Origin of the sequence: Aequorivita sp. KMM 9714, from assembly GCF_011065475.1 — a bacterium.
Lineage (GTDB): Bacteria > Bacteroidota > Bacteroidia > Flavobacteriales > Flavobacteriaceae > Aequorivita > Aequorivita sinensis.
Genome location: NZ_JAAGRO010000002.1, coordinates 279199 through 301904, shown reverse-complemented (window position 1 = coordinate 301904; position 22706 = coordinate 279199). Strand labels below are relative to the sequence as shown.

23 protein-coding genes are annotated in these 22706 nt (G+C 33.2%); 22 read left to right on the top strand and 1 reads right to left on the bottom strand.

Annotated elements, in window-relative coordinates; translation table 11 throughout:
• Positions 1 to 25 precede the first annotated feature (25 nt).
• From G3A46_RS07590 to G3A46_RS07560, 7 genes are all read left to right on the top strand, one after another.
• The gene (locus G3A46_RS07590) at positions 26 to 592 is read left to right on the top strand and encodes a porin family protein (protein ID WP_165148337.1); all 567 of its coding nucleotides are present in this window, start codon (positions 26 to 28) and stop codon (positions 590 to 592) included.
• A gap of 182 nt (positions 593 to 774) precedes the next feature.
• On the top strand, positions 775 to 1407 hold the full coding sequence (locus G3A46_RS07585) for a porin family protein (protein ID WP_165148334.1): 633 nt from the start codon (positions 775 to 777) through the stop codon (positions 1405 to 1407).
• 316 nt (positions 1408 to 1723) lie between these two features.
• The gene (locus tag G3A46_RS07580; protein ID WP_165148331.1) at positions 1724 to 2299 is read left to right on the top strand and encodes a porin family protein; all 576 of its coding nucleotides are present in this window, start codon (positions 1724 to 1726) and stop codon (positions 2297 to 2299) included.
• A 126-nt stretch (positions 2300 to 2425) separates the two neighbouring features.
• Positions 2426 to 3007, top strand: coding sequence for a porin family protein (locus G3A46_RS07575; protein ID WP_165148328.1), 582 nt, complete (start codon positions 2426 to 2428; stop codon positions 3005 to 3007).
• Positions 3008 to 3073: 66 nt separating this feature from the next.
• Entirely contained in the window at positions 3074 to 3715 is a 642-nt protein-coding gene (locus tag G3A46_RS07570) for a porin family protein (RefSeq protein WP_165148325.1), read from the top strand.
• Positions 3716 to 3781: 66 nt separating this feature from the next.
• Positions 3782 to 4207 (top strand): type II 3-dehydroquinate dehydratase, encoded by a 426-nt coding sequence (aroQ, locus tag G3A46_RS07565; protein ID WP_139854881.1) that lies wholly within the window; start codon positions 3782 to 3784, stop codon positions 4205 to 4207.
• Between the two features lie 412 nt (positions 4208 to 4619).
• Complete coding sequence (locus G3A46_RS07560; RefSeq protein WP_165148322.1) at positions 4620 to 5471, top strand: hypothetical protein; 852 nt, start codon at positions 4620 to 4622, stop codon at positions 5469 to 5471.
• Between the two features lie 161 nt (positions 5472 to 5632).
• On the opposite strand, the gene lpdA is transcribed toward G3A46_RS07560, so the two are convergent.
• Positions 5633 to 7009, bottom strand: coding sequence for a dihydrolipoyl dehydrogenase (gene lpdA / locus G3A46_RS07555; protein ID WP_165148319.1), 1377 nt, complete (start codon positions 7007 to 7009; stop codon positions 5633 to 5635).
• A gap of 806 nt (positions 7010 to 7815) precedes the next feature.
• Here lpdA and G3A46_RS07550 point away from each other — a divergent pair.
• From G3A46_RS07550 to G3A46_RS07480, 15 genes are all read left to right on the top strand, one after another.
• Entirely contained in the window at positions 7816 to 8877 is a 1062-nt protein-coding gene (locus G3A46_RS07550; protein ID WP_165148316.1) for a hypothetical protein, read from the top strand.
• 1 nt (position 8878) lies between these two features.
• Positions 8879 to 9259 carry a hypothetical protein gene (locus G3A46_RS07545; protein ID WP_165148313.1) on the top strand — a complete coding sequence of 127 codons (381 nt, stop codon included), beginning with the start codon at positions 8879 to 8881 and terminating at the stop codon, positions 9257 to 9259.
• 206 nt (positions 9260 to 9465) lie between these two features.
• Positions 9466 to 11070, top strand: a complete 1605-nt coding sequence (locus G3A46_RS07540) for a tail fiber domain-containing protein (RefSeq protein ID WP_165148310.1) — start codon at positions 9466 to 9468, stop codon at positions 11068 to 11070.
• A gap of 359 nt (positions 11071 to 11429) precedes the next feature.
• The gene (locus G3A46_RS07535) at positions 11430 to 12056 is read left to right on the top strand and encodes a hypothetical protein (protein ID WP_165148307.1); all 627 of its coding nucleotides are present in this window, start codon (positions 11430 to 11432) and stop codon (positions 12054 to 12056) included.
• 1 nt (position 12057) lies between these two features.
• Positions 12058 to 12693 carry a hypothetical protein gene (locus G3A46_RS07530; RefSeq protein ID WP_165148304.1) on the top strand — a complete coding sequence of 212 codons (636 nt, stop codon included), beginning with the start codon at positions 12058 to 12060 and terminating at the stop codon, positions 12691 to 12693.
• 10 nt (positions 12694 to 12703) lie between these two features.
• Complete coding sequence (locus tag G3A46_RS07525; RefSeq protein WP_165148301.1) at positions 12704 to 13357, top strand: hypothetical protein; 654 nt, start codon at positions 12704 to 12706, stop codon at positions 13355 to 13357.
• A 357-nt stretch (positions 13358 to 13714) separates the two neighbouring features.
• Positions 13715 to 14536, top strand: a complete 822-nt coding sequence (locus G3A46_RS07520; protein ID WP_165148298.1) for a hypothetical protein — start codon at positions 13715 to 13717, stop codon at positions 14534 to 14536.
• 47 nt (positions 14537 to 14583) lie between these two features.
• Positions 14584 to 15474 carry a hypothetical protein gene (locus G3A46_RS07515; protein ID WP_165148295.1) on the top strand — a complete coding sequence of 297 codons (891 nt, stop codon included), beginning with the start codon at positions 14584 to 14586 and terminating at the stop codon, positions 15472 to 15474.
• Positions 15475 to 15665: 191 nt separating this feature from the next.
• Complete coding sequence (locus G3A46_RS07510; RefSeq protein ID WP_165148292.1) at positions 15666 to 16505, top strand: ABC transporter permease; 840 nt, start codon at positions 15666 to 15668, stop codon at positions 16503 to 16505.
• Positions 16506 to 16762: 257 nt separating this feature from the next.
• Positions 16763 to 17989: an ABC transporter ATP-binding protein gene (locus G3A46_RS07505; RefSeq protein WP_165148289.1), complete on the top strand. Its 1227-nt coding sequence runs from the start codon at positions 16763 to 16765 to the stop codon at positions 17987 to 17989.
• The gene (locus G3A46_RS07500; RefSeq protein ID WP_165148286.1) at positions 17982 to 18731 is read left to right on the top strand and encodes a sulfotransferase; all 750 of its coding nucleotides are present in this window, start codon (positions 17982 to 17984) and stop codon (positions 18729 to 18731) included. Before G3A46_RS07505 ends, G3A46_RS07500 begins: the two co-directional genes overlap by 8 nt.
• Positions 18728 to 19408: a sulfotransferase family 2 domain-containing protein gene (locus tag G3A46_RS07495; RefSeq protein ID WP_165148283.1), complete on the top strand. Its 681-nt coding sequence runs from the start codon at positions 18728 to 18730 to the stop codon at positions 19406 to 19408. Before G3A46_RS07500 ends, G3A46_RS07495 begins: the two co-directional genes overlap by 4 nt.
• A gap of 13 nt (positions 19409 to 19421) precedes the next feature.
• Positions 19422 to 20426, top strand: coding sequence for a hypothetical protein (locus tag G3A46_RS07490; protein WP_165148280.1), 1005 nt, complete (start codon positions 19422 to 19424; stop codon positions 20424 to 20426).
• A gap of 12 nt (positions 20427 to 20438) precedes the next feature.
• Positions 20439 to 21422 carry a glycosyltransferase gene (locus G3A46_RS07485; protein ID WP_165148277.1) on the top strand — a complete coding sequence of 328 codons (984 nt, stop codon included), beginning with the start codon at positions 20439 to 20441 and terminating at the stop codon, positions 21420 to 21422.
• A gap of 3 nt (positions 21423 to 21425) precedes the next feature.
• Positions 21426 to 22676 carry a glycosyltransferase gene (locus G3A46_RS07480; protein WP_165148274.1) on the top strand — a complete coding sequence of 417 codons (1251 nt, stop codon included), beginning with the start codon at positions 21426 to 21428 and terminating at the stop codon, positions 22674 to 22676.
• The last annotated feature ends 30 nt before the right edge of the window (positions 22677 to 22706 follow it).

The window sequence follows — 22706 nt, the reverse complement described above, 5'->3', positions numbered from 1 at the left end:
TTCTTTAAAACTAAACCGAATTAATATGAAAAAACTGATAGTTGCAGTTATTATCTTATTTATTGGAGTAAATTCTTATTCACAAGAATTTGATCTTGGAGTAAAAGGGGGGATAAATTTCTCGAATATTTATGGCTTAGAACCACTTAATTTAGAATATACAGAAGGGATTGTTGTAGGAGTTTTTGCAGGTATAAAATTTTCAGATAGAATTGGGTTGCAAGTCGATGCATTGTATTCTGAACAAGGAGCTAAATTTACGGATAGTGGTAAGTTTGAATTAACTTATTTAAACGTGCCTGTTGTTTTAAAGTACTATCTTGTAGATGATCAGCCACTTTATATACAAGTTGGACCACAAGTTGGGTTTTTAATAGATGATGATTTAAGAACTGTTATTAATAATACTAGTATAAAAGCAGATGGAAATGATACCGATATTTCTGCTGTAATGGGTATGGGATACGATTTCCCGTATGGAATTAGAATTGAAGGTCGATTTAACCTAGGAATTACAAATGTTACGGATTATCAGTTGGAAAGCGGAAGACATAAGTATATTTCGTTAACCATAGGTTATTCTTTCCTATAGGTAGAATTAAAATATAGATATCACAAGCCACCCATTCAGGGTGGTTTTTTTGTATAAACATTAAGACGATTTCATAAAAACAGCTAAAGTTTGGTAGTTTTCAGTTAAAAGAAAATTAAAAATTAGGATGTGAAATGACTAATTTAAGACCTTTGAAGTGTTAACTAAAAAAACAAATAAATATGAAAAAGTTATTTTTTATTGCAGCAACTATAATGTTATCAGTAACCGCTACACAAGCGCAAGAAGTGCGTTTAGGAGCAAAAGGTGGTGTTAACTTCGCAACTATTGGAGGTGATAATACTGAAGACTTAGAGTCTCTTACAGGTTTCCATTTAGGTGCTTTAGTTGAAATCCCAGTAACGGAGCGTTTTGCAATTCAACCAGAGGTTTTATACTCTGCTCAAGGTGCTAAAATCGAAAATAAAATTCTTGGTGTTACTGCAACATCAAAAAGTAAATTAGATTATATTAACCTTCCGGTGATGGCCAAGTATTACGTTGTAGATGGTCTCGCTTTAGAAGCAGGTCCTCAAGTAGGATTTTTAGTTTCTGCTGAATCGGAACTTGATTTAGATGGAATTGACCCAACAATTGCACAAGCTATTGAAGATGAGTTTGGTTCTGGAGATATCTCTGATTCAGTAAATAGTATTGATTTAGGATTAGCTGTTGGTGCATCGTATAGACTTCCAATGGGAGTTTTCTTTGGAGCACGTTATACATTAGGTCTTTCAGACATTAATGATATAAATGGATATGATGGTAAAAACCAAAACAACGTTTTCCAATTATCAGCAGGTTACTCATTCTAATAATTTAGAATCTTATTAATACAATTAAAAACCACCCATTTTGGGTGGTTTTTTTATATCTAAAACACTGTACAGGTAACGCTGTTGGCGGTAATACCTTTAGTTTTTGTGTTTTCTAATGTGGATTTATATCAATTACCAAATTCTAATCGAAAGCCCCCGAATTCTAAATAGGACTTGTTAAGCCTTAGCTAGATACATACGTTTGTGTAGACATTTTTGGTGTTGTGAAATTATGTTGAATTGAAAAGTGTCCATTAAAATATTCTTGAATTAATAATGGTAACTATTAACTTTTAAACTAAATCAATCAATTATGAAAAAAATTCTACTTTTTATCGCAGTAGTAGCATTAACCTGTACAACTGCTCAAGCCCAGGAAGTTCGCTTAGGTGCAAAACTAGGTCTAAACGTAGCCTCTTTAGGCGGTGATAGTTATGGTGTTGGGAGTCTAGGGTCTAGAACAAGCTTCCATATAGGAGCTTTAGCTGAAATTCCATTAAAAGGAAAATTTGCCCTACAACCAGAATTACTATACTCTTCTGAAGGTTCAAATTGGAGCGCTTGGGGATTGGGTAATAGTGACCTTAAGCTAGATTATTTACGTGTACCTGTATTGGCGAAATTTTATATAATCGAAGGGTTAAGCGCTGAAGCAGGTCCTGTTTTTGGAGTGTTAGTTAATGCAAGTGATGATAGTGACGAGGATATAAAAGACGCTTTTAAAAGCTTTGACGCAGCCTTCGGAATTGGAGCGACTTACCGTTTAAATATGGGGGTTTTCTTTAGTTTGCGTTATAACAAAGGTTTATTAGATGTTAATGACATTGACGATTATTCAGGCTCAAACCAAAGTAACGTATTCCAAGTATCAGCAGGATATTCTTTCTAACCAAATTATATTTTTTTTTTGAAAGCAGGAAATTCATTTTCCTGCTTTTTTTTGTTTTATACAATTCATAAGTAATCTTATATTTTTTATGTGTAGATTAGATAAATTAATATAAACAACCAACACATGAAAAAACTATTACTAATTACAGTACTATCGGTAGTGTCAATTGCTACGGCTAGTGCTCAAGGGATAACCTATGGTGTAAAAGCTGGGGTAAACTTATCGACTTTTACTGGAGATTCATTTACAGGATTCGATACACGGGTAGGGCTTCATATTGGGGGATTAGCAGAGATTCCACTTTCGGAAAAATTTTCAGTTCAGCCAGAAGTGCTCTACTCCCAAAAAGGAAGCGAGTTTTTTGGTACAGAAACACACTTGAGCTACATTGATGTTCCTATTTTGGCAAAATATCACATAATTCACGGGCTTAGTGTAGAACTAGGACCTGTTCCGAGTTTTCTAATAGAAGCGAAACAAACTACAAATGGAGTAGAGAGTGATGTTTCCGATTATACAAAAACTTTTGACTTTGGAATTGGGGGTGGTGTAAGCTATAAACTTCCAATGGGTGTCTTTTTTAGCTTGAGATTTACTAAAGGATTAATAGAAATTAGTGAGCCTGAAAAGTACGATCCAGAAGATGATTATAGATTAAACGTTGAAAACAACGTGTTTCAAATCTCTGCAGGATATACATTCTAAATTTAATTTGCTGTATTGTGTTTAGAATTTATGAGGTGAATTATATATTAAAGAAATGTAATTATTATGAAAAAAATATTCGCTTTTTCGTTTTTGCTTTTATCTCTTTCAATTTCGGTAAAAGCACAATCTGAATTAAGGTTAGGAGTAAAGGGAGGAGTTAATTTTGCTAGTGTTGGAGGTGATTTCACCAATAATACTAGAGGTGTGTTTGGATTTCATCTAGGTGGTTTAGCAGAATTTCCAATTGTAACTAATTTAACTTTTCAACCTGAAATCTTATTTTCTGCTCAAGGTTCTGAGCATAATACGATGGCTACAGATGGTCCAAGAATAATTACAAATCTCAATTACGTTAATCTACCGCTAATGGCAAAGTATTACCTAATAGATAATTTTAGCGTAATGGGAGGGCCACAGCTGGGGTATCTTGTTTCTGCTAAAAATGAAATTACCTCCTCAGGATTTTTGGGTAGATCTACTGTTCAAAAAAACGACATGAAAGGCGATATAAACAATTTCGATTTAGGACTTGGAATAGGTGCAGAATATCGATTAGATTTAGGGATATTTGTTCAGCTACGGTATGTTATTGGAGTGTCTAATGTAAATGAAACCGAAGGTGTAGTTCTTGGCTACCATCGTACATCCAAAGACGTTAAAAGCACCAATAACGTCTTGCAAATTTCTGCTGGGTATTCGTTTTAATTCCTGTTCATTTTGTTTTATGAATAAGAATTTATTGCTCTTTCTTTAATTTTCTATATTTACGGTATGAAAATAATCATTGTAAACGGGCCGAACTTAAACTTGCTCGGGAATAGAGAAAACGATATCTACGGAAACGAGTCGTTTACTGAATTTTTAGAGAGACTACAGAAGAAATATGCAAATCTTGAGATTTCTTATTTTCAGTCTAATATTGAAGGTGAAATAATTGATAAAATTCAAGAAGTGGGCTTCAGTTACAACGGTATTATTCTAAATGCGGCTGCTTACACACATACTTCAGTAGGTATAGCAGATGCCGTAAGAGCAATTACAACTCCAGTAGTAGAAGTGCATATTTCCAATACTTTTTCCAGAGAAGACTTTCGCCATAAAAGCTACATCTCACCCCATGCTAAAGGGATAATAGTAGGTTTTGGATTGCAGAGCTATGAGTTAGCGTTACAAAGTTTTTTGGAAGAAAGACTTTAGAAGATGATTGGTGATTGGTAGGTTTTAGTTTTTTGAGAAGGCTAAAAAGGATATGCTTAGCATGAATAAATAGATTTGGGAACAGGAGCCTGAGTCATAAGTTGTGACCCTTGAGCCATAAACTCGTGGTCTTACTTTTGAAATCGTAGGCTAATCTGACCTCTTCCGACTTTCAAATCGTTTTACGATTTGAAAGCCACCTTCCCCTAAAAGAGGGGAAGGAGCTTTATATTGATTTGAAAAACGGTAACTAGTTACTGTTTTTCAAATCTCAAATCTCAAATCTCAAATCTCACGACTTAGATTTTAAGTTTAAGTTAATCATTTTGTTTTATTCATTCGATTATGAAAAATATAGTATTTTCGCGCGCTTAAAGCAAACATACTTAACGTCATAAATATCAACTTTACTATGAATAACAGAATTGTCTTAACAGCCATTTTAGCTTATTTTATTTCAGTTTCTGCTTTTTCGCAAGTAGGGATTAACAATACAAATCCAACAACTACACTCGATGTTAACGGTGGAATTTCTTTGAGAGAAAGTGTAGCTCCACTTAAAATAAATGATGGTGTTAGTGAAAATATTGATTTAGGAGAAGTGCCTTATTCTCAATACCTAATTGAAGGCCCTACGGGAGCTTTTTCGATAAAGAGTATTAAGCCAATTTCAGGAGCCGATGGTCAAATTGTACGATTGATAAATAGTACAGGTTATGATATGACAATTGTAAATGATAAAATGGCAAATTCTTTAGGTATTTTATGTCCAAATGAAAGTAATTTGAATTTAAAAGGGAAAAACTCATCTGTAACCTTACAATACAGCAAATCTCTTAGGAATTGGACAGTTTTAGGATACGCATCAAAGCAGGGTATGAGAAAAATTGATGCAATAGGAAAATCTAATATTCATCGGCAAAATTCCTCCTGGGATACTTTTGATGAATTAGATATAGAAATTACTCCTTCTAGCCCATTAATTTACTTAAACTTTAATGCTACCGGGCGTCGAGATTTTTCAGCATCTGCTAAATTCCGAATTCTAGTAAATGGCGACCCAATTCCAGGACTTGAAATTAGAGCGTCAAATAGTGGTGGATCCTACAATGCCTCACTTCCAATGTATCCATTAGAAGTGACTCCCGGTGAAAAAATTAAATTTAGTGTACAATGGTTTAGAGAAGGCATAGGTGCTTCTGCCATTTATAATCACCCCTCATCAAACCAATCACATAATAGATATCTTACAATTATAGACTAGGTTTTAGGGTGTAAATTGAAGTGAATTTTATATTAAATCATCATCATAAAAAAAGGGCCAGACTTTTAAGTCCGGCCCTTTTTAATTATTATAACATTTAGGTTTTTAATAGATTCTAAATTTCATCATCTCACATCTAGCTTCTATCTTTTATCCAAAGATTACAAGTGAATCACTTCCCCATAAGCATCTGCAACGGCTTCCATTACAGCTTCACTCATTGTTGGGTGTGGGTGGATTGCTTTTAATACTTCGTATCCTGTAGTTTCAAGTTTTCTACCTAAAACAGCTTCAGCAATCATATCGGTTACACCGGCACCAATCATATGGCAACCTAACCATTCGCCGTATTTAGCGTCGAAGATTACTTTAACGAATCCGTCTTTATTACCTGAAGCACTAGCTTTTCCACTTGCAGAGAATGGGAACTTACCAACTTTAATTTCGTAACCCGCTTCTTTAGCTTGTTTTTCGGTCATACCTACACTTGCAATTTCTGGGCTAGCGTATGTACATCCTGGAATGTTACCGTAGTCTATTGGTTCTACATTGTGTCCAGCAATTTTTTCAACGCAAGTAATACCTTCGGCTGAAGCAACGTGGGCTAGGGCAGGACCAGGAACAACATCACCAATAGCATAGTAGCCAGGAATGTTTGTTTGGTAAAAATCATTTACCAAAATCTTCCCTTTATCTGTTACAATACCTACGTCTTCAAGTCCGATATTTTCAATATTTGATGCGATACCCACAGCTGAAAGAACTATTTCTGCCTCAAGAGTTTCTTCACCTTTTTTAGTTTTTACAGTAGCTTTTACAGTTTTACCAGAAGTATCAAGTTTCTCAACAGAAGAATTTGTCATTACTTTAATTCCAGCTTTCTTAAATGAACGCTCAAATTGTTTAGACACTTCTTCATCTTCTAGAGGTACTAGGTTTGGTAAATACTCAACGATAGTAACTTCGGTACCCATAGAATTGTAAAAATGTGCAAACTCAACACCTATCGCACCACTTCCTACTACTATCATACTTTTAGGCTGCTTTTCTAAAGTCATTGCTTCGCGGTAACCAATAACCTTTTTGCCATCTTGCTTAAGGTTAGGTAATTCGCGTGAACGCGCACCAGTAGCAACAATAATATGATCTGCAGAATATTCTTTTCCGTCAACATCAACTTTCTTTCCAGCTTTTAGCTTTCCGAAACCATTGATAACGTCAATTTTGTTTTTCTTCAACAAAAACTGAACACCTTTGCTCATTCCGTCAGCTACGCCACGACTTCTTTCAATAACTTTTCCGAAATCTTTGTCAAATTCTTTTACGCTAAGGCCGTAGCTATCTGCATGTTTTAGGTAGTCAAAAACCTGTGCACTTTTTAAAAGTGCTTTTGTAGGAATACAGCCCCAGTTTAAACATACGCCTCCAAGGCTTTCTTTTTCAACAATAGCGGTCTTTAAACCTAATTGTGAAGCTCTGATGGCAGTAACATAACCACCTGGCCCACTTCCTAAAACTATTACGTCGTATTTGCTCATTTTATGTATTTAAGTCTGATTTTTTTTGGAGGTACGAAATTACGAAAACTAAAATGAAGATGAAAATGAAATGTTATTAAGGATTTGAGAGGTTTTTTATTGACGTAGGGCTGTAGGACATAAGACGTAGGATAAATTCTGGATGCGAAAGTGTTTAGTGGGGAGATAAGGGTCAAGAATCTAGAATCTAGAAACTAGAATCTAGAATCTAGAATCTAGAATCTAGATGGAGGGCGTAGTGGGTAATTATTAGAAATTGAAAAATATTGGCTACAAACTACAAACTACGGACTACCAACTACAAGCTCCATGCTATCATTTTAACATGAAGTAAGAAACTTGAAAGCAAGAATTTAGATACTAGAATCTAGATGGAGGGTGGAAGGGTTGCTTATTGACGTAGGACTGTAGACATAAGACGTAGGATGAATTCTGAGAACGAAAGTGGTGAGTGCTGAGACAAGAGAGCCAAGAATCTAGTATCTAGACACAGGGGTAGTAGATAAATGAAATGACATTAAAAACGATTCTCTACCAACAACTAACGACCACCGACTAAAGACTAACGACTAAAGACTAAAGACCAACAACCAACCTATCATTTCAGAGGTTTTGATGCTTTTAAATTTCGGTATATTTTGTAAAATGATTTTGCGGTTTTAGTAATTATAAGTGCTAATGATTTATGTTTTCTTAATAAACAACTTCATTTAACATTAAAAAATTAATAAAGTCAACTATAATTTGTAAATTCATTGATGTTTTAACCAATTATGAATTAGGGGTAACCCTTGAAAAGCTTTATTATGAAAATATACTTCCAAAAGGTGGGGATCTTTGGGCTCATATTCCTATTCGCATTATTTTATCAAAACACAATAGCTCAAGTAGGGGTTGGTACTACTAATCCAAACACTAGTGCAGTATTAGAAGTTCATTCTTCACCTGGTGCGGTTGGTGGTTTATTACTGCCAAGTGTAGCGCTTTCATCAACTGATAGTTTTTTACCACTTTCTGCACATGTTGCAGGGATGTTGGTTTATAATACTGTAACAGCTGGTGCTGCTCCAAACATTGTTACTCCTGGTTATTATTTTAATAATGGAGTAAATTGGGTGCGTATAGCCGATGCTTCAGTTCCAAACGATGACTGGACGGTAACAGGGAATAATGGTTTAAACGCTGCCAATAATTTTGTTGGGACTATAGATGCAACAAATTTGCGATTTAGAACTTCAAATACAGAAGCTTTTGAAATTTCAAGTGGCAATGCGATCAATCGTGGGAAATTACGAGCTATGACAGATGGTACTGCGGCATTACCTGTTTATTCTTGGTCTTCAGATACTGATACTGGAATATATAGGGTAGGAGCAAATTCGCTAGGATTTTCAACAAATGGAAGTGAGAGAATTAAAGTTTCAGCAAATGGAAATATGAAAATTGGTTCAGGAGCAAATGCATCTGAAAGGCTAGAAGTGGATGGGAATTTAAGGATTAATGGTGCATTTATGCCTGGAAATCAGGCGGGAGACGCGGGTAGAGTTTTAGTTTCAAATGGTCCGGCAAGTGCTCCAGTTTGGGGTGGAAGTTTAGGGAATGTAAACCAAATTAATAGATATGTTACTTCAACTGGAACGTCTTTAAGTCCTGGAGCTGTAGTTTCGATAACGGTCAATGTACCCGGGCTTACCACTAGTGCATCTGCATTTGTAAATATTCAAGGAGATTGGTCTTCACCTATTTATGATGATATTACAATTCATAATATAGAGATAAGATCAAATGGAGTTCGCTTTGTCGTGTCGAATAACACTAACTTTACTACATACCCAGGAATGCTTTTTAATATTACTATAATACAATAATATGAAAGCAATAAAATTAATATTTATTATGGGGTGCTTGTTTTATTCAGCAATTGGAACAACTCAAGAAAAAAATTATGATCAAGTTAAAACTCAAGGTGAAGAAAATTCGTCTAAAACAAGTACAAGGAATTTAACTCTTACGCCCGTACTAATTAATCCGGCTTCTACAACAGTAGAAAAAACTTTTCATTCAAGAATTCCAAGTACTAATATTGTGGATAACGACTCTTTGCGTAAAGAAACTTTTCTATCCTTAGAGCCAATTACTAATCAAAGTGCTTTAACGTATAAACCAAGTATTGACAGTATTACAAATTCTAAATTAAAGAGCAATAAGAGTGTGATTTTAAATGCTGTTTTAATATCACCAGATGAGTGATTTTTATTAAGCTTGTATTGTATTAATAATTATTTATGTAATTAGGATTTGAATTGGGAATAGTTTAATTTATTAATATTTAATGTGATTAGTGGTAAAAATTTATTTAAAATTAATGATAAATAGGTATTTTATTTTTATGTTTGTTGATGTTGTAAGTGTTTGATTCAACATAATTTACATGTCAAACTAAAAACATAAAACACATGAGACAAATTTTTACTCTGAACAAAATATTTCTTTTCTGTTTATTATCATTTCTATCATTAACGACTTTTGCTCAAGTGGGGATAGGTACTACCGACCCTAACGGTGATGCCCTACTGGAGATAGATGCCTCAACAACACCTGGAGGGTTGCTTTTACCTAGGGTGGATCTTGTTGCAACTAATAATGTAGCTCCCTTATCTGCTCACGTACGTGGAATGGCTGTTTATAATAAAGCAAATACATCAGGTGCTAATGGAGTTACCCCAGGATATTATTTCAACGATGGGAGTCAATGGGTGCGAATTGCAGCAAGTTCTGACGTTAGTGACGATTGGAAACTAATCGGGAATGCGGGAACTGTGCCAGGTACAAATTTTATAGGAACAACTGATAATCAGCCATTACGAGTAAGAACGAATGATGTAGAGCGATTTGAGTTTACAAATAATGGTAGGTTGCGTAGTTTTCATAATGGAGGGCCTGGACAACCTACCTATTCTTGGGTAGATAGATCTAATACAGGAATGTGGAGCCAGGCTGATAATGTTATAAGTTTTTCAACAAATGGAACTGAGAAATTTAGAATACCTAATGCTGAACAAGTATATGCAATGGGTAATGGAACCGCTGCAGCGCCTTTTTATTCATGGAGTTCAGATAGTGATATAGGAATGTATAGAATACAAAATAACACTCTAGGGTTTTCAACTAATGGAAATGAAAGGGTTAGATTTTCAGGAACTGAAGCGGCTTTTAATAATGAAGAAAGTAATTATAATTTTAGAATTGGAAGTAGTGGTCGCTCTAATATGTTTTTTATTAATGCTGCCAATAATCGAATAGGGATTCAAACTTCAACCCCAGCCTTTAATTTTCATATGTTAAATTCTGGTAATGTGGGTGAAAATACTTCCATGGCTACTTTTGTAAATTCAGGAACTAACGCAGTTGCACTTTCTTCACGTAATTCGGGAGTAAATGGTTACAATGCATTTGAAGGAGTTACTGATTATAATGGTACTATATATGCAACATCAGGTGTTTTTGGATTAGCGATAGCTAATTCTGGTGAGGGAATTGGAGTTAGAGGAGCTTCAAATTCAAGCAATGGATATGGGGTTCGCGGATCAATACCAACATCAGGACAGTGGCAAGGTTACGGAGGTTTATTCTTGGGGGGTCTTGGATATGCAAATGGTTTATATAATCTTTCTGATGAAAGAGCCAAAAAGAACGTTATAAAAATTTCATCTGCTTTAGATAACATTCTAAAAATAGAAGGTGTATCATATAATTACGATATGAAAAAATTTAATCCCAATGCATCGGAAGACCCTCATACGTATTATGGCTTTATTGCGCAGAACGTTAAAGAATATTTGCCTTTTGCAGTAGCAGAAAAAAGAGTACCATTCGACGATGCATATATTAAAAGTCAATCAGCTTCTGAATCGAAATCTGAATTATTAAATGTTGTTGACTATACAGCCTTAGTACCTGTACTCGTAGAAGCAATTAAAGAACAACAATCAATTATTGACTCCCAAGAAGCAAGAATTACAAAACTGGAAGCATTAGTGCAACAATTGATTAATAAGTAGTTGTATTAAATTTTCTCATAAACTTTAATAATCCCTGCTCAGTAATACTTTGTAGGGTTTTTAATTTTAAAGCTATAAATGCAGCATCATCAAAAAATGGTATTTTTTCAAAAACATCCTTAAAATATTAAATAGCTATAAGGTGATAGTGTGGTTAATATTTAAATTATTTTAAAAAACCCGCTAATCTTCTCATTAACAAATCCCTTCCACAAAAGCCTTTAACAACTCATTAGTTTTTTATAAATTTTCTTAATAAAACCTTAAAATATTATCAATCTTTTTTCTAAGTTTGTTAGTAATAAGGTTAATTTTTATAAAAAAAATTATAAAGATTTCATCCCCAACTACTTAACTGCATGAAGCGTATCCTCATCTTCAAAAAGAATATTCTACTATTTATTTTTTGCTTACTATCATTACCAATTTTTGCACAAGTAGGTATTAATACTACTACACCTAGAACCACCTTGGAGGTGGCTGGAAATACTACCATAAATGGTGCTATTAATGTTGAAAATTTAGGAGTGGTTCAAAATGAAGATGTTTCCTTTTTGTTAACGCAAAACCAAGGAAATATGATAAAGGAGTTAAACACGACTTACGCAGGAAATTCCTTAGCCTACTTTCAAGAATACAAGTTAACCAATGTGAGTAGAGATTGGGTAAGTGACTTTAATACAAATATAAAGGCTTCAAAATATGGTATGATAGTAATATCAGCCTATTTTAGTCATGAACTAGTGATGGATGGTACCCCTGGGAATTTTGCAATTCCAGCAGTTTCTACAGTTGTAGACCCTATTACTGGAACGTGGCGAATTAGAGCTGATTATCCATCTGCAACAACAGATGGTTTTGTAAATGGAACTTGGACGATAAACACTATTTTAATTACAAGAAATATAGCCAAGGAATTTCCAGACCAAATTATTGAAATGAATGGTGCAACCACTAAGGAGGCAACATCCCCAATTATCGATTAATATGATAAAAATTATTGTTTTTCTATTTGCATTCTGTATAACCTATCTCGGTTATTCTCAAGTGGGAATTGGTACAGACACACCTACCCCAGGGTATGAATTAGATGTTGAAGGCTCACTTTTAATTCAAAATTATTTTAAGTTGGAAAATTTAGAGAGTGTAAATACTGAAAGCACTAACCTTAATCTATTGTTGAGAAAGAGCAATTCCAATCCTCCAGGGGAAGTAGCCAAATTAGATGTAAAATCAATTAGCGTTGCCCCGGTTAATATTATTAACTATAGGTTTCACAATTTAAGGAGAGATAATGTACGAAACGTCGACCTTCAATACGATGCAACTAAATATATTGTAGGTATTTCCAACTTTAAGTATGATGGCGAGCCTATTATTAAAGGGCAGTCCAATAATTCGTATACGCAACTCGGATATTTTGTTTCTAGAACATTTGTGCAAAATGGTACATGGCACTTAGAAATAAGAAATAGAATAAGAAATAATAGCAGTAACAATAGTATAGAATATAATGTGAGCTTAATAGTTTTTGACAGGAAGTATTTTAAAGAACTTCCGCCAAAAGAGGTAGATCTTTATGGATTAAGCGTAGGATCGGCTCCCGCACCTATAGGTCTTTAAATAATTAAATATGAAAAATCATTATTTTCTTTTAGCTATTTTATTTATTCAAAGTTTTGGGATGTTCTCGCAAGTCGGAATTAATAACCCAAACCCTATTGCCACACTTGACGTAATAGGTGATGTTTTGTTAAAGGATAAACTTTATTTAGAAAATCCTGGTGGGGATTTAAATGTTACAAGTTCTAAACTTTTAGTAGTTAAGGACAATGAAACCAAGTTGGTAAAATACGATATTGGAACGAGCTCCTATGGCCCTTTAAACTATATTAAGTTTTTGTTTAGAGATGTTTCTGAATATGGCTTAAGAGATGGTTACAATACTAAAATAAGTGCGGAAAAGTACACCCTTGCCGTTCACGGATATTACCTATTAATTCATGACGATCAAACTACAAATGTGTCGTTTAGGTCTACCGCTGATAACAGTGATATGTATATGGAAGGACATCAGTTTTATGCTTATGTAGAAAATGGAGAATGGTGGATTAAAGGTTTTGTGCAAAACAGTAGAAGCCATAGGTTTGGACCTATGAATACAGATATTTATATGGATGTAACTATCTATAGAAATGACTTTATTACAAAAAAATGGAACGATCCTATTGATGTTGATATGGAGAAGGCTACAACCAAAACAGTTGCAACGCCAGAAGGATTTTAATGAAAAACTTTCAGTCAAATTCTTTTGCTAGTAGCCATTTCCTTAAAGCTGCACTGAAATAGAGAAAAATGGCCACCCTAAGACTAACAGCTGAATAGCAATTTCTTCACTTATAAATGTTTTAATTCAATAATAACTACTTTTAAGCAAGAGCCATTTTAGTGTAATTGATGGAGTATCAAAAAACTTAGCTAAAACTTGACAATCACGTCTATCTTTCTTAGTTTTGTGGACTCCCCGCAAAAAAATATTTTAATCTCCTTTTATACTATATCCCTTATGAAGCTGTACTTCACGCTCCAAAAATCCTTTCTCTTATTATTTTCTGTATTATTTATTTCTCAAGCTGTCGCTCAGGTGGGGATTGGGACAGAAACGCCTACAACTACATTAGATATTAATGGAGCTCTGTCTTTAAGGGAGGGGAGTTCATTAAATTTAAATAATAGTACCCACATTGATATTTCGCTAGGCTCAACTCAATATTCTCAATATCTTATAACTGGACCTGATAATGGTGCTTTCTCTATTGATGGAATTTCTAGAATTAATTCTGCTGCTGACGGACAAATAGTAAGGTTAATAAATACTACGAATAGAAAGATGACTATAGTTCATAATAGCTCAGGCAACGCTTCTAAAATTATATGTCCTTCAAACACTAACCTAGTATTAGGTGGTAAGAATACTTCTGTTACATTGCAATACAGTAAAGCATTATCAAAATGGACAGTCTTATCTTATGCTTTGTCGTTAAGTGCCTCAAATAATAAATATACAGTATTTGGTTCAACAAATGTGCAAAAAGATGATGAAGGGTGGGAAAATATCCAAGGGTTATCTATAACGTTTACTCCAACTCAGTCACCAATTTATGTAACTTATAACTTATACGGAGAACATAAAGGAGAGGCAAGATTCCGTTTATCTTCAGCTACTCCTAATTTACCAGGTATCCCATATACTCAAATGAGAGCATCTCGTATAAACGATGGATATTATCACGTTTCACTTCCAATGTTTCCAGTTGAAGTGGTTGTGGGAGAACCAATAACCATAAGGGTCCAATGGAGAGTTGATGAGAGTAATAGTGGTTCAGTTATAGAAAATAATCCTAAATCACTTTTAAATCCTAATGGTGTTACGTATCATGGTAGATATTTAACCATAATTGATTAAATTCAATAGAATAAAACTAGCTTGATAAAATTCTAAATCAGTTAATTATGAGAAAATTTAATGTTCAGACACTCATTTCCTTCGCTTTTATTTATTCTACATTAAGTTTTACTTTTATGGGTTATTCTCAAGTTGGTATAAACACTGCCTCGCCTACAACAACTCTAGATGTAAATGGAGGTATATCTTTAAGAGAAAGTCCCGTTCCTTTAGTTGTATCTGGAGTTAATAATAATATTGATTTATCTACAGCACCCTATTCAGTTTATAGAATTGTAACAAATTCTCAAATTCCTATTTCAATAGGTAGTATAACCCCAGTGCCTGGAGCAGATGGACAAGTTGTAAGATTGATAAACACTACAAATCAAGACATAACTATTAAACACAATTATATCTTGGGTTCTTCAAAAATATTATGTCCGTCGGAAACTGATCTAAAATTGGTTGGTGAAAACTCTTCAGTAACATTACAATTTAGCAAAACACTTTCAAAATGGACTGTTTTAAGTTATTCAAAATCGACTAAAAAGAACCATACTATTTTTGGAACTGAAAATATAACTTTTCATAACCCTCAGTGGAGTGATATACCAGGGTTAGAAATAAAAATAAGACCTTTAACGTCTAAAGTATATGTAACATATAATTTATTCGGGGAGTTAAGCCCAAATAATCAACAAGCATTTGGTCAGATTCGATTAACCGTTAATGGTGGACCTATAGCAAATTCTGAAATGAAGTTGAATGATAGTGGTTATTATCAAATTGCACTCCCTATGTTTCCATTAGATAAAAAAGTTGATATAAACGGTTTGATGACTATAAAAGTTCAGTGGAGATTCCATGGTGGAGGAAACATAGTAAATAACCCAGGAAATGGATATCATCATAGATACCTTTCTATTTATACTGATGATGTATTGATAGTTAATTAATTAATATCTATAATTAATATTTAACGGTTTAATTATTCTATTTCTTTTGAGCTATAGATTAACACATACGTTACTTTTATTCTTTATTAGCGCTATAATCATTAAAATATCTAGTATTGCAACCCCAATAGTTTTCTTTTTAAATACCTATATTAGCTACATTAAAATATTTCTTGTCTAAATAATTATTCTTGGAAACCAAAGTTTACCAAAAAGAAAACAATTTACATCTCGGGAAGCTTTTAGTGGATAGCTTAAAAGATATTCGTCGGTCTCGTTTCTTGTCATTCCAATTAGCAAAAAGAGACATACAAGCACAATATCGACAGAGTTATCTCGGGATAATCTGGGCGTTTGTAACACCACTAGCAACAGCATTTGTTTGGATTTTTCTGAATAGCTCCGGTACAGTACAATTAACTGATACAGGAATACCTTATCCAGTATATGCTTTTTCAGGAACACTGTTGTGGTCCGTAATTACCGAAGCAATCAACTCGCCAATAAGTAGTACTAATAGCGCCAAAGGAATATTATCGAAAATTAATTTCCCTAAAGAAGCCTTGGTGATGTCGGGAATTTTAAAACTTCTCTTTAATAGCTCGGTAAAAGTAATATTGCTGCTGCTATTCATCTTTTTCTACGGGGTTGGTTTCAACTGGAGCCTTTTACTTTTCCCTTTTGTGTTATTTGCAGGTATTTTCTTTGGAACTACATTAGGCTTATTTATCACCCCTTTAGGGATGTTGTATAAAGACATAGGCAGAATGATCACTTTTGGATTGCAGTTTTTAATGTATGTAACTCCAGTAGTTTATGCAATTCCAAAAAGTGGAATTATGAAAACCGTAATGGAGTGGAACCCATTTACGCCAATTATTTTAACGGCTCGCGATTTTGCTGTTGGAATGCCTCCCGCGTACCTCACTTATTTTTTTATTGTAATCGCCTGCTGCATTCCTTTGTTTTTTATTGCATTAATTTTCTATAGAATTTCAATACCAATTTTAGTGGAACGAATGAGTGCGTGATTTTTTAGACGTGAGACGTGAGATTCTAGATTCTAGACTCTAAACTCTAAATTCCTGTGCATTGTTTGTCTCTAACATGGAGTAATTGCTTAGAGATTGAAAATTTTGAAATTGATTAGATATAAAATAAGTGATAGAAAGTTGAAGTTTGAAAAGTATATTGCTATTTTTCACAAACTATAAACCACAAACGACCAAAGACCAACGACCAAAGACCAACGACCAAAGACCAACGACCAAAGACCAACCACCATCTAATGAACGAAAGTGAAATTTTAGTAAAAGTAGAAAACCTCTCCAAAAAGTTTTGTAAGGATCTTAAAACTAGCTTGTGGTATGGGGTGAAGGATTTGGCTTCAGGTTTATCTGGAAACAAAAACGAGCGAGAGCTGCGGCCAAAGGAATTTTGGGCGGTGAAGGATATTAGCTTCGAGTTAAGGCGAGGGGAATGTCTCGGACTTATAGGCCACAATGGCGCAGGGAAATCTACTTTGTTGAAAATCCTTAACGGACTTATAAATCCAGATGCAGGAAAGGTTACCATTAGGGGGAGAGTTGGCGCTTTAATAGAGCTTGGGGCTGGTTTTAACCCTATTCTTAGCGGTAGAGAAAACATTTATAACAACGGGGCTATTCTTGGATTCACAAAAAAAGAAATAGACGAAAAGATTGATAAAATAATAGACTTTGCCGAAATACGGGAGTTTATTGATATGCCTGTTCAGAATTACAGTAGCGGGATGAAAGTGCGACTTGGCTTTGCAGTAGCCGCACAAATGGAACCCGATGTGTTGATTATAGATGAGGTTTTAGCAGTTGGGGATTTGGGTTTTGTATTAAAATGTTTTAAAACCATTGATACTATTTTACCACATACCGCTGTGATATTTGTAAGCCATAGTATGCCTATGGTTTCTCGAATTTGTAGTCAGATTATTTTAATGGACCAGGGCAAGGCGCAATTTCAGGGAGATGATGTTGGAAAGGCAATTGATTTGTATTATACTAGGTTTGCAGATAATGAGAGTAATATTGTTTTTGATGATGGGACTATATCACTTGAGAAAGTTAGTTTGATGAATGTTGATCAGGCGCAAGAAATAAGTAAATTAGAATGGGGTAAAGATCTTTCACTATATTTTAAGTTTAAACTCCAAAGAGAAATTGATTTTATACCGGTTTTCAAAATTATTATTTTTGATAAAGAGCAAAGACCTGTAGCTGTTTTAGAAGAAAATAAAGGTGATGAAAATCAAAGAATTACAATAATAGATAACGTCATTGAATTTATTGTAAAACATAATAAATTAGAATTATCTAAAGGGGTTTATTCAATTAATATTTTAGTAGCAAAAGGAAGAATAAAAGCACCGTTATTGAGGATGAATGACATTTTAAAATTTCAAATAATTCATGACGATGAAATATGGCCACCTTTCTTATTAAGTTCAACCTTTGAAAGTGTAAAGTTTTCTGATGTTTAAAAACTTCTTTTTAAAACGAAATAAAATTGATTTTATAGTGGTAGGGGTTCAAAAAGCTGGAACTACTGCACTAGATTCTTATTTACGACAACATAGTGAAATAGGAATGGGAAAAATTAAAGAGTTGCATTTTTTTGATAATGATAAATACTTTAATAAAAGAAAAATATCATATAAAGAATATCACAAGTTTTTTGATTTTGCGGAAGATAAAAAGGTTTTTGGTGAAATAACCCCTATTTATATATGGTGGAAGGATTCAATTAAAAGAATTTATGATTATAATAAAAACATTAAGTTAATTGTTATTTTAAGAAACCCCGTAGATAGAGCATTTTCTCATTGGAATATGGAGGTTTCAAGAAACAATGAAGAAAGAGATTTTTATACATGTATTTCACAAAGTAATTCTGGTTTGCAAAACAGGATTACATCCTATAAAGAAAGAGGCTTTTATTCAGAACAGATTGAGAACTTATATAAATATTTTAACAGTGATCAACTTCTATTTATTAAATACGAAGAGTTCTTAAAAAAGCAAGAATCATATCTTAAAATAATTTTCAAATTCCTAAATGTGTCGGATTCAAGTTTTAATTATAACTTCAATAAATCTCATAGTATAAAATACAAGTCCAAAATTGATGATGAAAGTAAAATACTTTTACTGAAAGCTTATAAAAATGATATAAACAAAGTTGAATCACTTCTGGGATGGAACTGTAATGATTGGAAGTTATGATATCACACGAACATAAATGTATTTTTATTCATATACCAAAGACAGCTGGTACAAGTATAAATGAGTTTTTTCATCCAGGAGTTAAATTTAAAGTTACACCACCAGATTATGAACGTTTATTTGGTTGGTGCCCGATACGTAAATTGCATATGCAACATGCTACTTCTAAACAATTATTAGAAACGGGTCTTGTAACAGAAGAGCAATGGAATACTTATTTTAAATTTACATTTATTAGAAATCCTTGGGACAGAACTTATTCTGACTATCTATGGATGCAAAAATATTCTGGTATCAAAGGAAGCTTCAATAACTACTTAAATAAATCAAACGAATTTGCTGAAATTTTAAACGATAGATCTACTGAGAAGTATTTAGGAGACCATCTTTTAAATCAAACAGATTTTTTTGATTTTGAAGGAAAGTTCAAACCTGATTTTATTGGTAGATTTGAAAATTTTGAAAACGATATTTCTCTTGTTTTAGAACATCTTTCTATAAATAAAACTTTTAATCTGCATAAAAACAAAACTAAAAGGTATAGTCATTATTCAAATTTTTATACCAATAGCAGACAAAAAAAAGTAGCTAATATTTTTAAAAATGATGTGTCTCTTTTAAGTTATAGTTTTGAAAATAGGAGGGAAGGATTAAAAAAAATTAAACGATTTCTTTAATATATAATATTTAATGAAACTAGCTTTTACCATTTGTGCTAATAATTATTTAGCGCATGCTAAGACATTGGCAGTGTCCTTTAAAAAACATCATCCAGATGTAACTTTTTGTATAGCTATACTTGATGAGCCTAATGCAAGCATAAATTATGAGAGCTTAGGTGCTGATACCATTTTATGGGTCCATAAATTATTTCCTGAATTGGTTGCAGGTATAAAAGACACTTATAACATTGCCGAGATATGTACTGTGGTAAAACCAAAGCTATTTACACATTTCTTTAATAATAGCTACAATACCGTTTTGTATATAGACCCAGATATTAAGGTTTTCTCAGCTTTTACTCATGTTTTTGATGCACTGAAAGAAAATGAAATGGTGTTAACACCACATATCTGTTCTCCAACTGGCGAAACAGGGCATCCACAAGACAAAGATTTGATGCGTACAGGTATTTATAATCTTGGGTTTCTAGCAGTAAATAATACAGAACCAATCAAATCATTTATTAAATGGTGGGACAAAAGGGTTCAAGCCTATGGATTTCATGATTTAAAGAAAGGTTATTTTTACGATCAGATATGGTTAGGTTATGCTCCTGCTTTTTTAGATAAAGTTTATGTTTTAAGGCATTTGGGTTATAATGTAGCAAATTGGAATCTGCATGAACGAAAAATTATAAGTAGTGGTGAAAAGTATTATGTGAACGATAAAACTACTCCTGTAGCTTTCTTTCATTATAGCCATTATAAGATGGAAAATTTTCCGAGTATAGCGGTTTATAACCAGAATTTCGATTTGGAAAACAGAGAAGATATTGTTCCTATTTTTATGGATTATAAAAATAGTTTGTTGCAGAACGATTATGAAAAACTAAAAGAGATACCTTATAAGTTTGGTAAAAGAAAAGTAGAAGCGAGTCAAAATTCAACAGAACTTAGAGCTAATAAAGGGAGGATTTATAAATCATTTCAATTGTTAAAAAAGTCTTTGAGAATGGTTTTAAAAGGGTATTAAACAGGATTTAAAATGCAAAAAGGGGTTTCAATTATAATATGCACCTATAATGGTAAGGCTAGGTTAGCAGAAACCTTAAGGCATCTGGCTATGCAAAAAAGTCATTGCCCTGTCGAAATAGTGTTGGTAGATAATAATTCTTCAGACGGCACAAGAGATTTTGCAGATAATTGGTGGCGAGATAATGGTGTTTCAACGATAGAATACACTTCTTTCAGTCAGCCAATACCTGGGAAGTCTTATGCTCAAGAATTAGGCTATGCTAAAGCAAAATATGAATATCTTTTAATTTGCGATGATGACAATTGGCTTTGTGACAGCTATGTGCAAACTGCTTTTGATATCATGGAAAACGATTCGAAAATTGGTGCTTTAGGAGGGTGGTGTGAAGCAGTTTTTGAAAAAGAAAGACCGAAGTGGTTTGATACTTATGCAAAGTATTTTGCAGTTTCTAAGCAAGGAACAGAAAGTGGTGATATCACAAATAAGAAAGGTTGTTTATATGGCGCAGGAATGGTGATACGAAAAAGCCATTGGTTAGAATTAAATAACTTAGGTTTTAAACCCTTGCTTACTTGTAGAAAAGGAGATTCACTAAGTTCGGGAGGTGACACAGAATATTCTTACGTATTGCGATTACTAGGATATAAAATGTGGTACGATGAAAGACTATATTTTCAACATTGGATGCCAGAAGGAAGGATGAATCTTGGTTATGTGCAAAGAATTCGTAAGGCCATTTCCGAATCTAATTTTGTGGTAAGTATTTACACCGATGCTCTAAACAACAAAGAGTATGGTAAAGTTGATTTTTATAAACGTGCCTACCACATGATGAAAAAGGATATAACTAGGCAAACTCTAAATCGAATTAATGGTTCCTTTGAAGAGAAAGAGCTAGCTAAAGAATATTTCAGAAACCTAAGTAGGCTGCTAACTAAATTTTCAGATTATAAAAAAAATAGGGATACAATAAAAGTTTGGTTGTTAAAATAATTAATGGGTAATGTAAAGTCATTAAATATAGCTGTTGTTGTCGGTGTTTTTCCTACGGTATCTGAAACATTTATTGTTAATCAGATTACTTCCCTTATAGATAAAGGGCATTCCGTTTATATATATTCCTACCAAAAGACAATCCCCCAAAAATTACATAAAAGTATTATTAGATATAACTTATTAGATAAAGTTGTTTATAGAGAAAAACCACCAAATGGTAAACTTAAGAAGCTGCGTAGCTTTTTATTAATAATGATTAAAAACTTTTCTAACATAAATTGGAAACTTTTATTTAAAACTTTAAACTATTCAAAATACGGTAAAAAGGCTATAAATCTTAAAACGTTTTATAATCGAAAATTTTTTGTGTTGAATAAAAAATTTGATGTTGTTCATGTTCATTTCGCAAATAATGCTCAAAGTATTGCAAGATATAAAAGAGAAGGATTTTTACAGGATGCTAAATTAGTAGTCTCTTTTCATGGCTATGACATAAACCCATCAAAAACTGAAGCATATAAATTACAGTATAGAATGTTATTTGAGGAGGCGAATCATTTTACAGTAAACACAATATATACAAAAGAAATTTTAGATAAGGTTAATTCAAGTTTGACTAATGTCTCTATATTACCTGTTGGATTAGACAGTTCCTTATTTAGAAAAAAAGAATCAAAATTAAATTCATTAGGTGGTTTTAAGTTAGTTTATTGTGGAAGACTTGTACCTTTTAAAGGGGCTATGCTTCTCCCAACCATAATTAAAGAGCTTATAAGTAGAGGCTTTGATGATATATCACTAAAAATTATAGGTAGTGGTGAGCTTAAAACTCAACTTGAAATAGAAATAGATAGATTAGAGCTTTCTAATACCGTAGAGATATTAGGAGCTATGACTCAGGAAGATATTATTGATGTTTTTAATGATTCTAATGCCTTTATTTTACCAGGTATTTATAATAAAGTTGATGGTAGAGCAGAAAATCAGGGATTGGTTATTCAAGAAGCTCAGGCCATGGAATTGCCTGTAATTGTCTCGGATGTTGGTGGTATGAAATATGGGGTAGTGCCAAACAAAACTGGATTTGTTGTTAAGGAAAATGATGTTAAAGCTTTTGCTGATTGTATAGAATTACTAATTAAAAATCCTGAAAAGGCTAAAAAAATGGGGAAAGAGGGGAGAGAGTTTGTTATTGAAAATTATAATTCAAAAATTTTAATAGATAAGTTATTATCCATTTATAGAAGCTAGTTTTTTCTTGTTTTTATCAAACTCTTCATC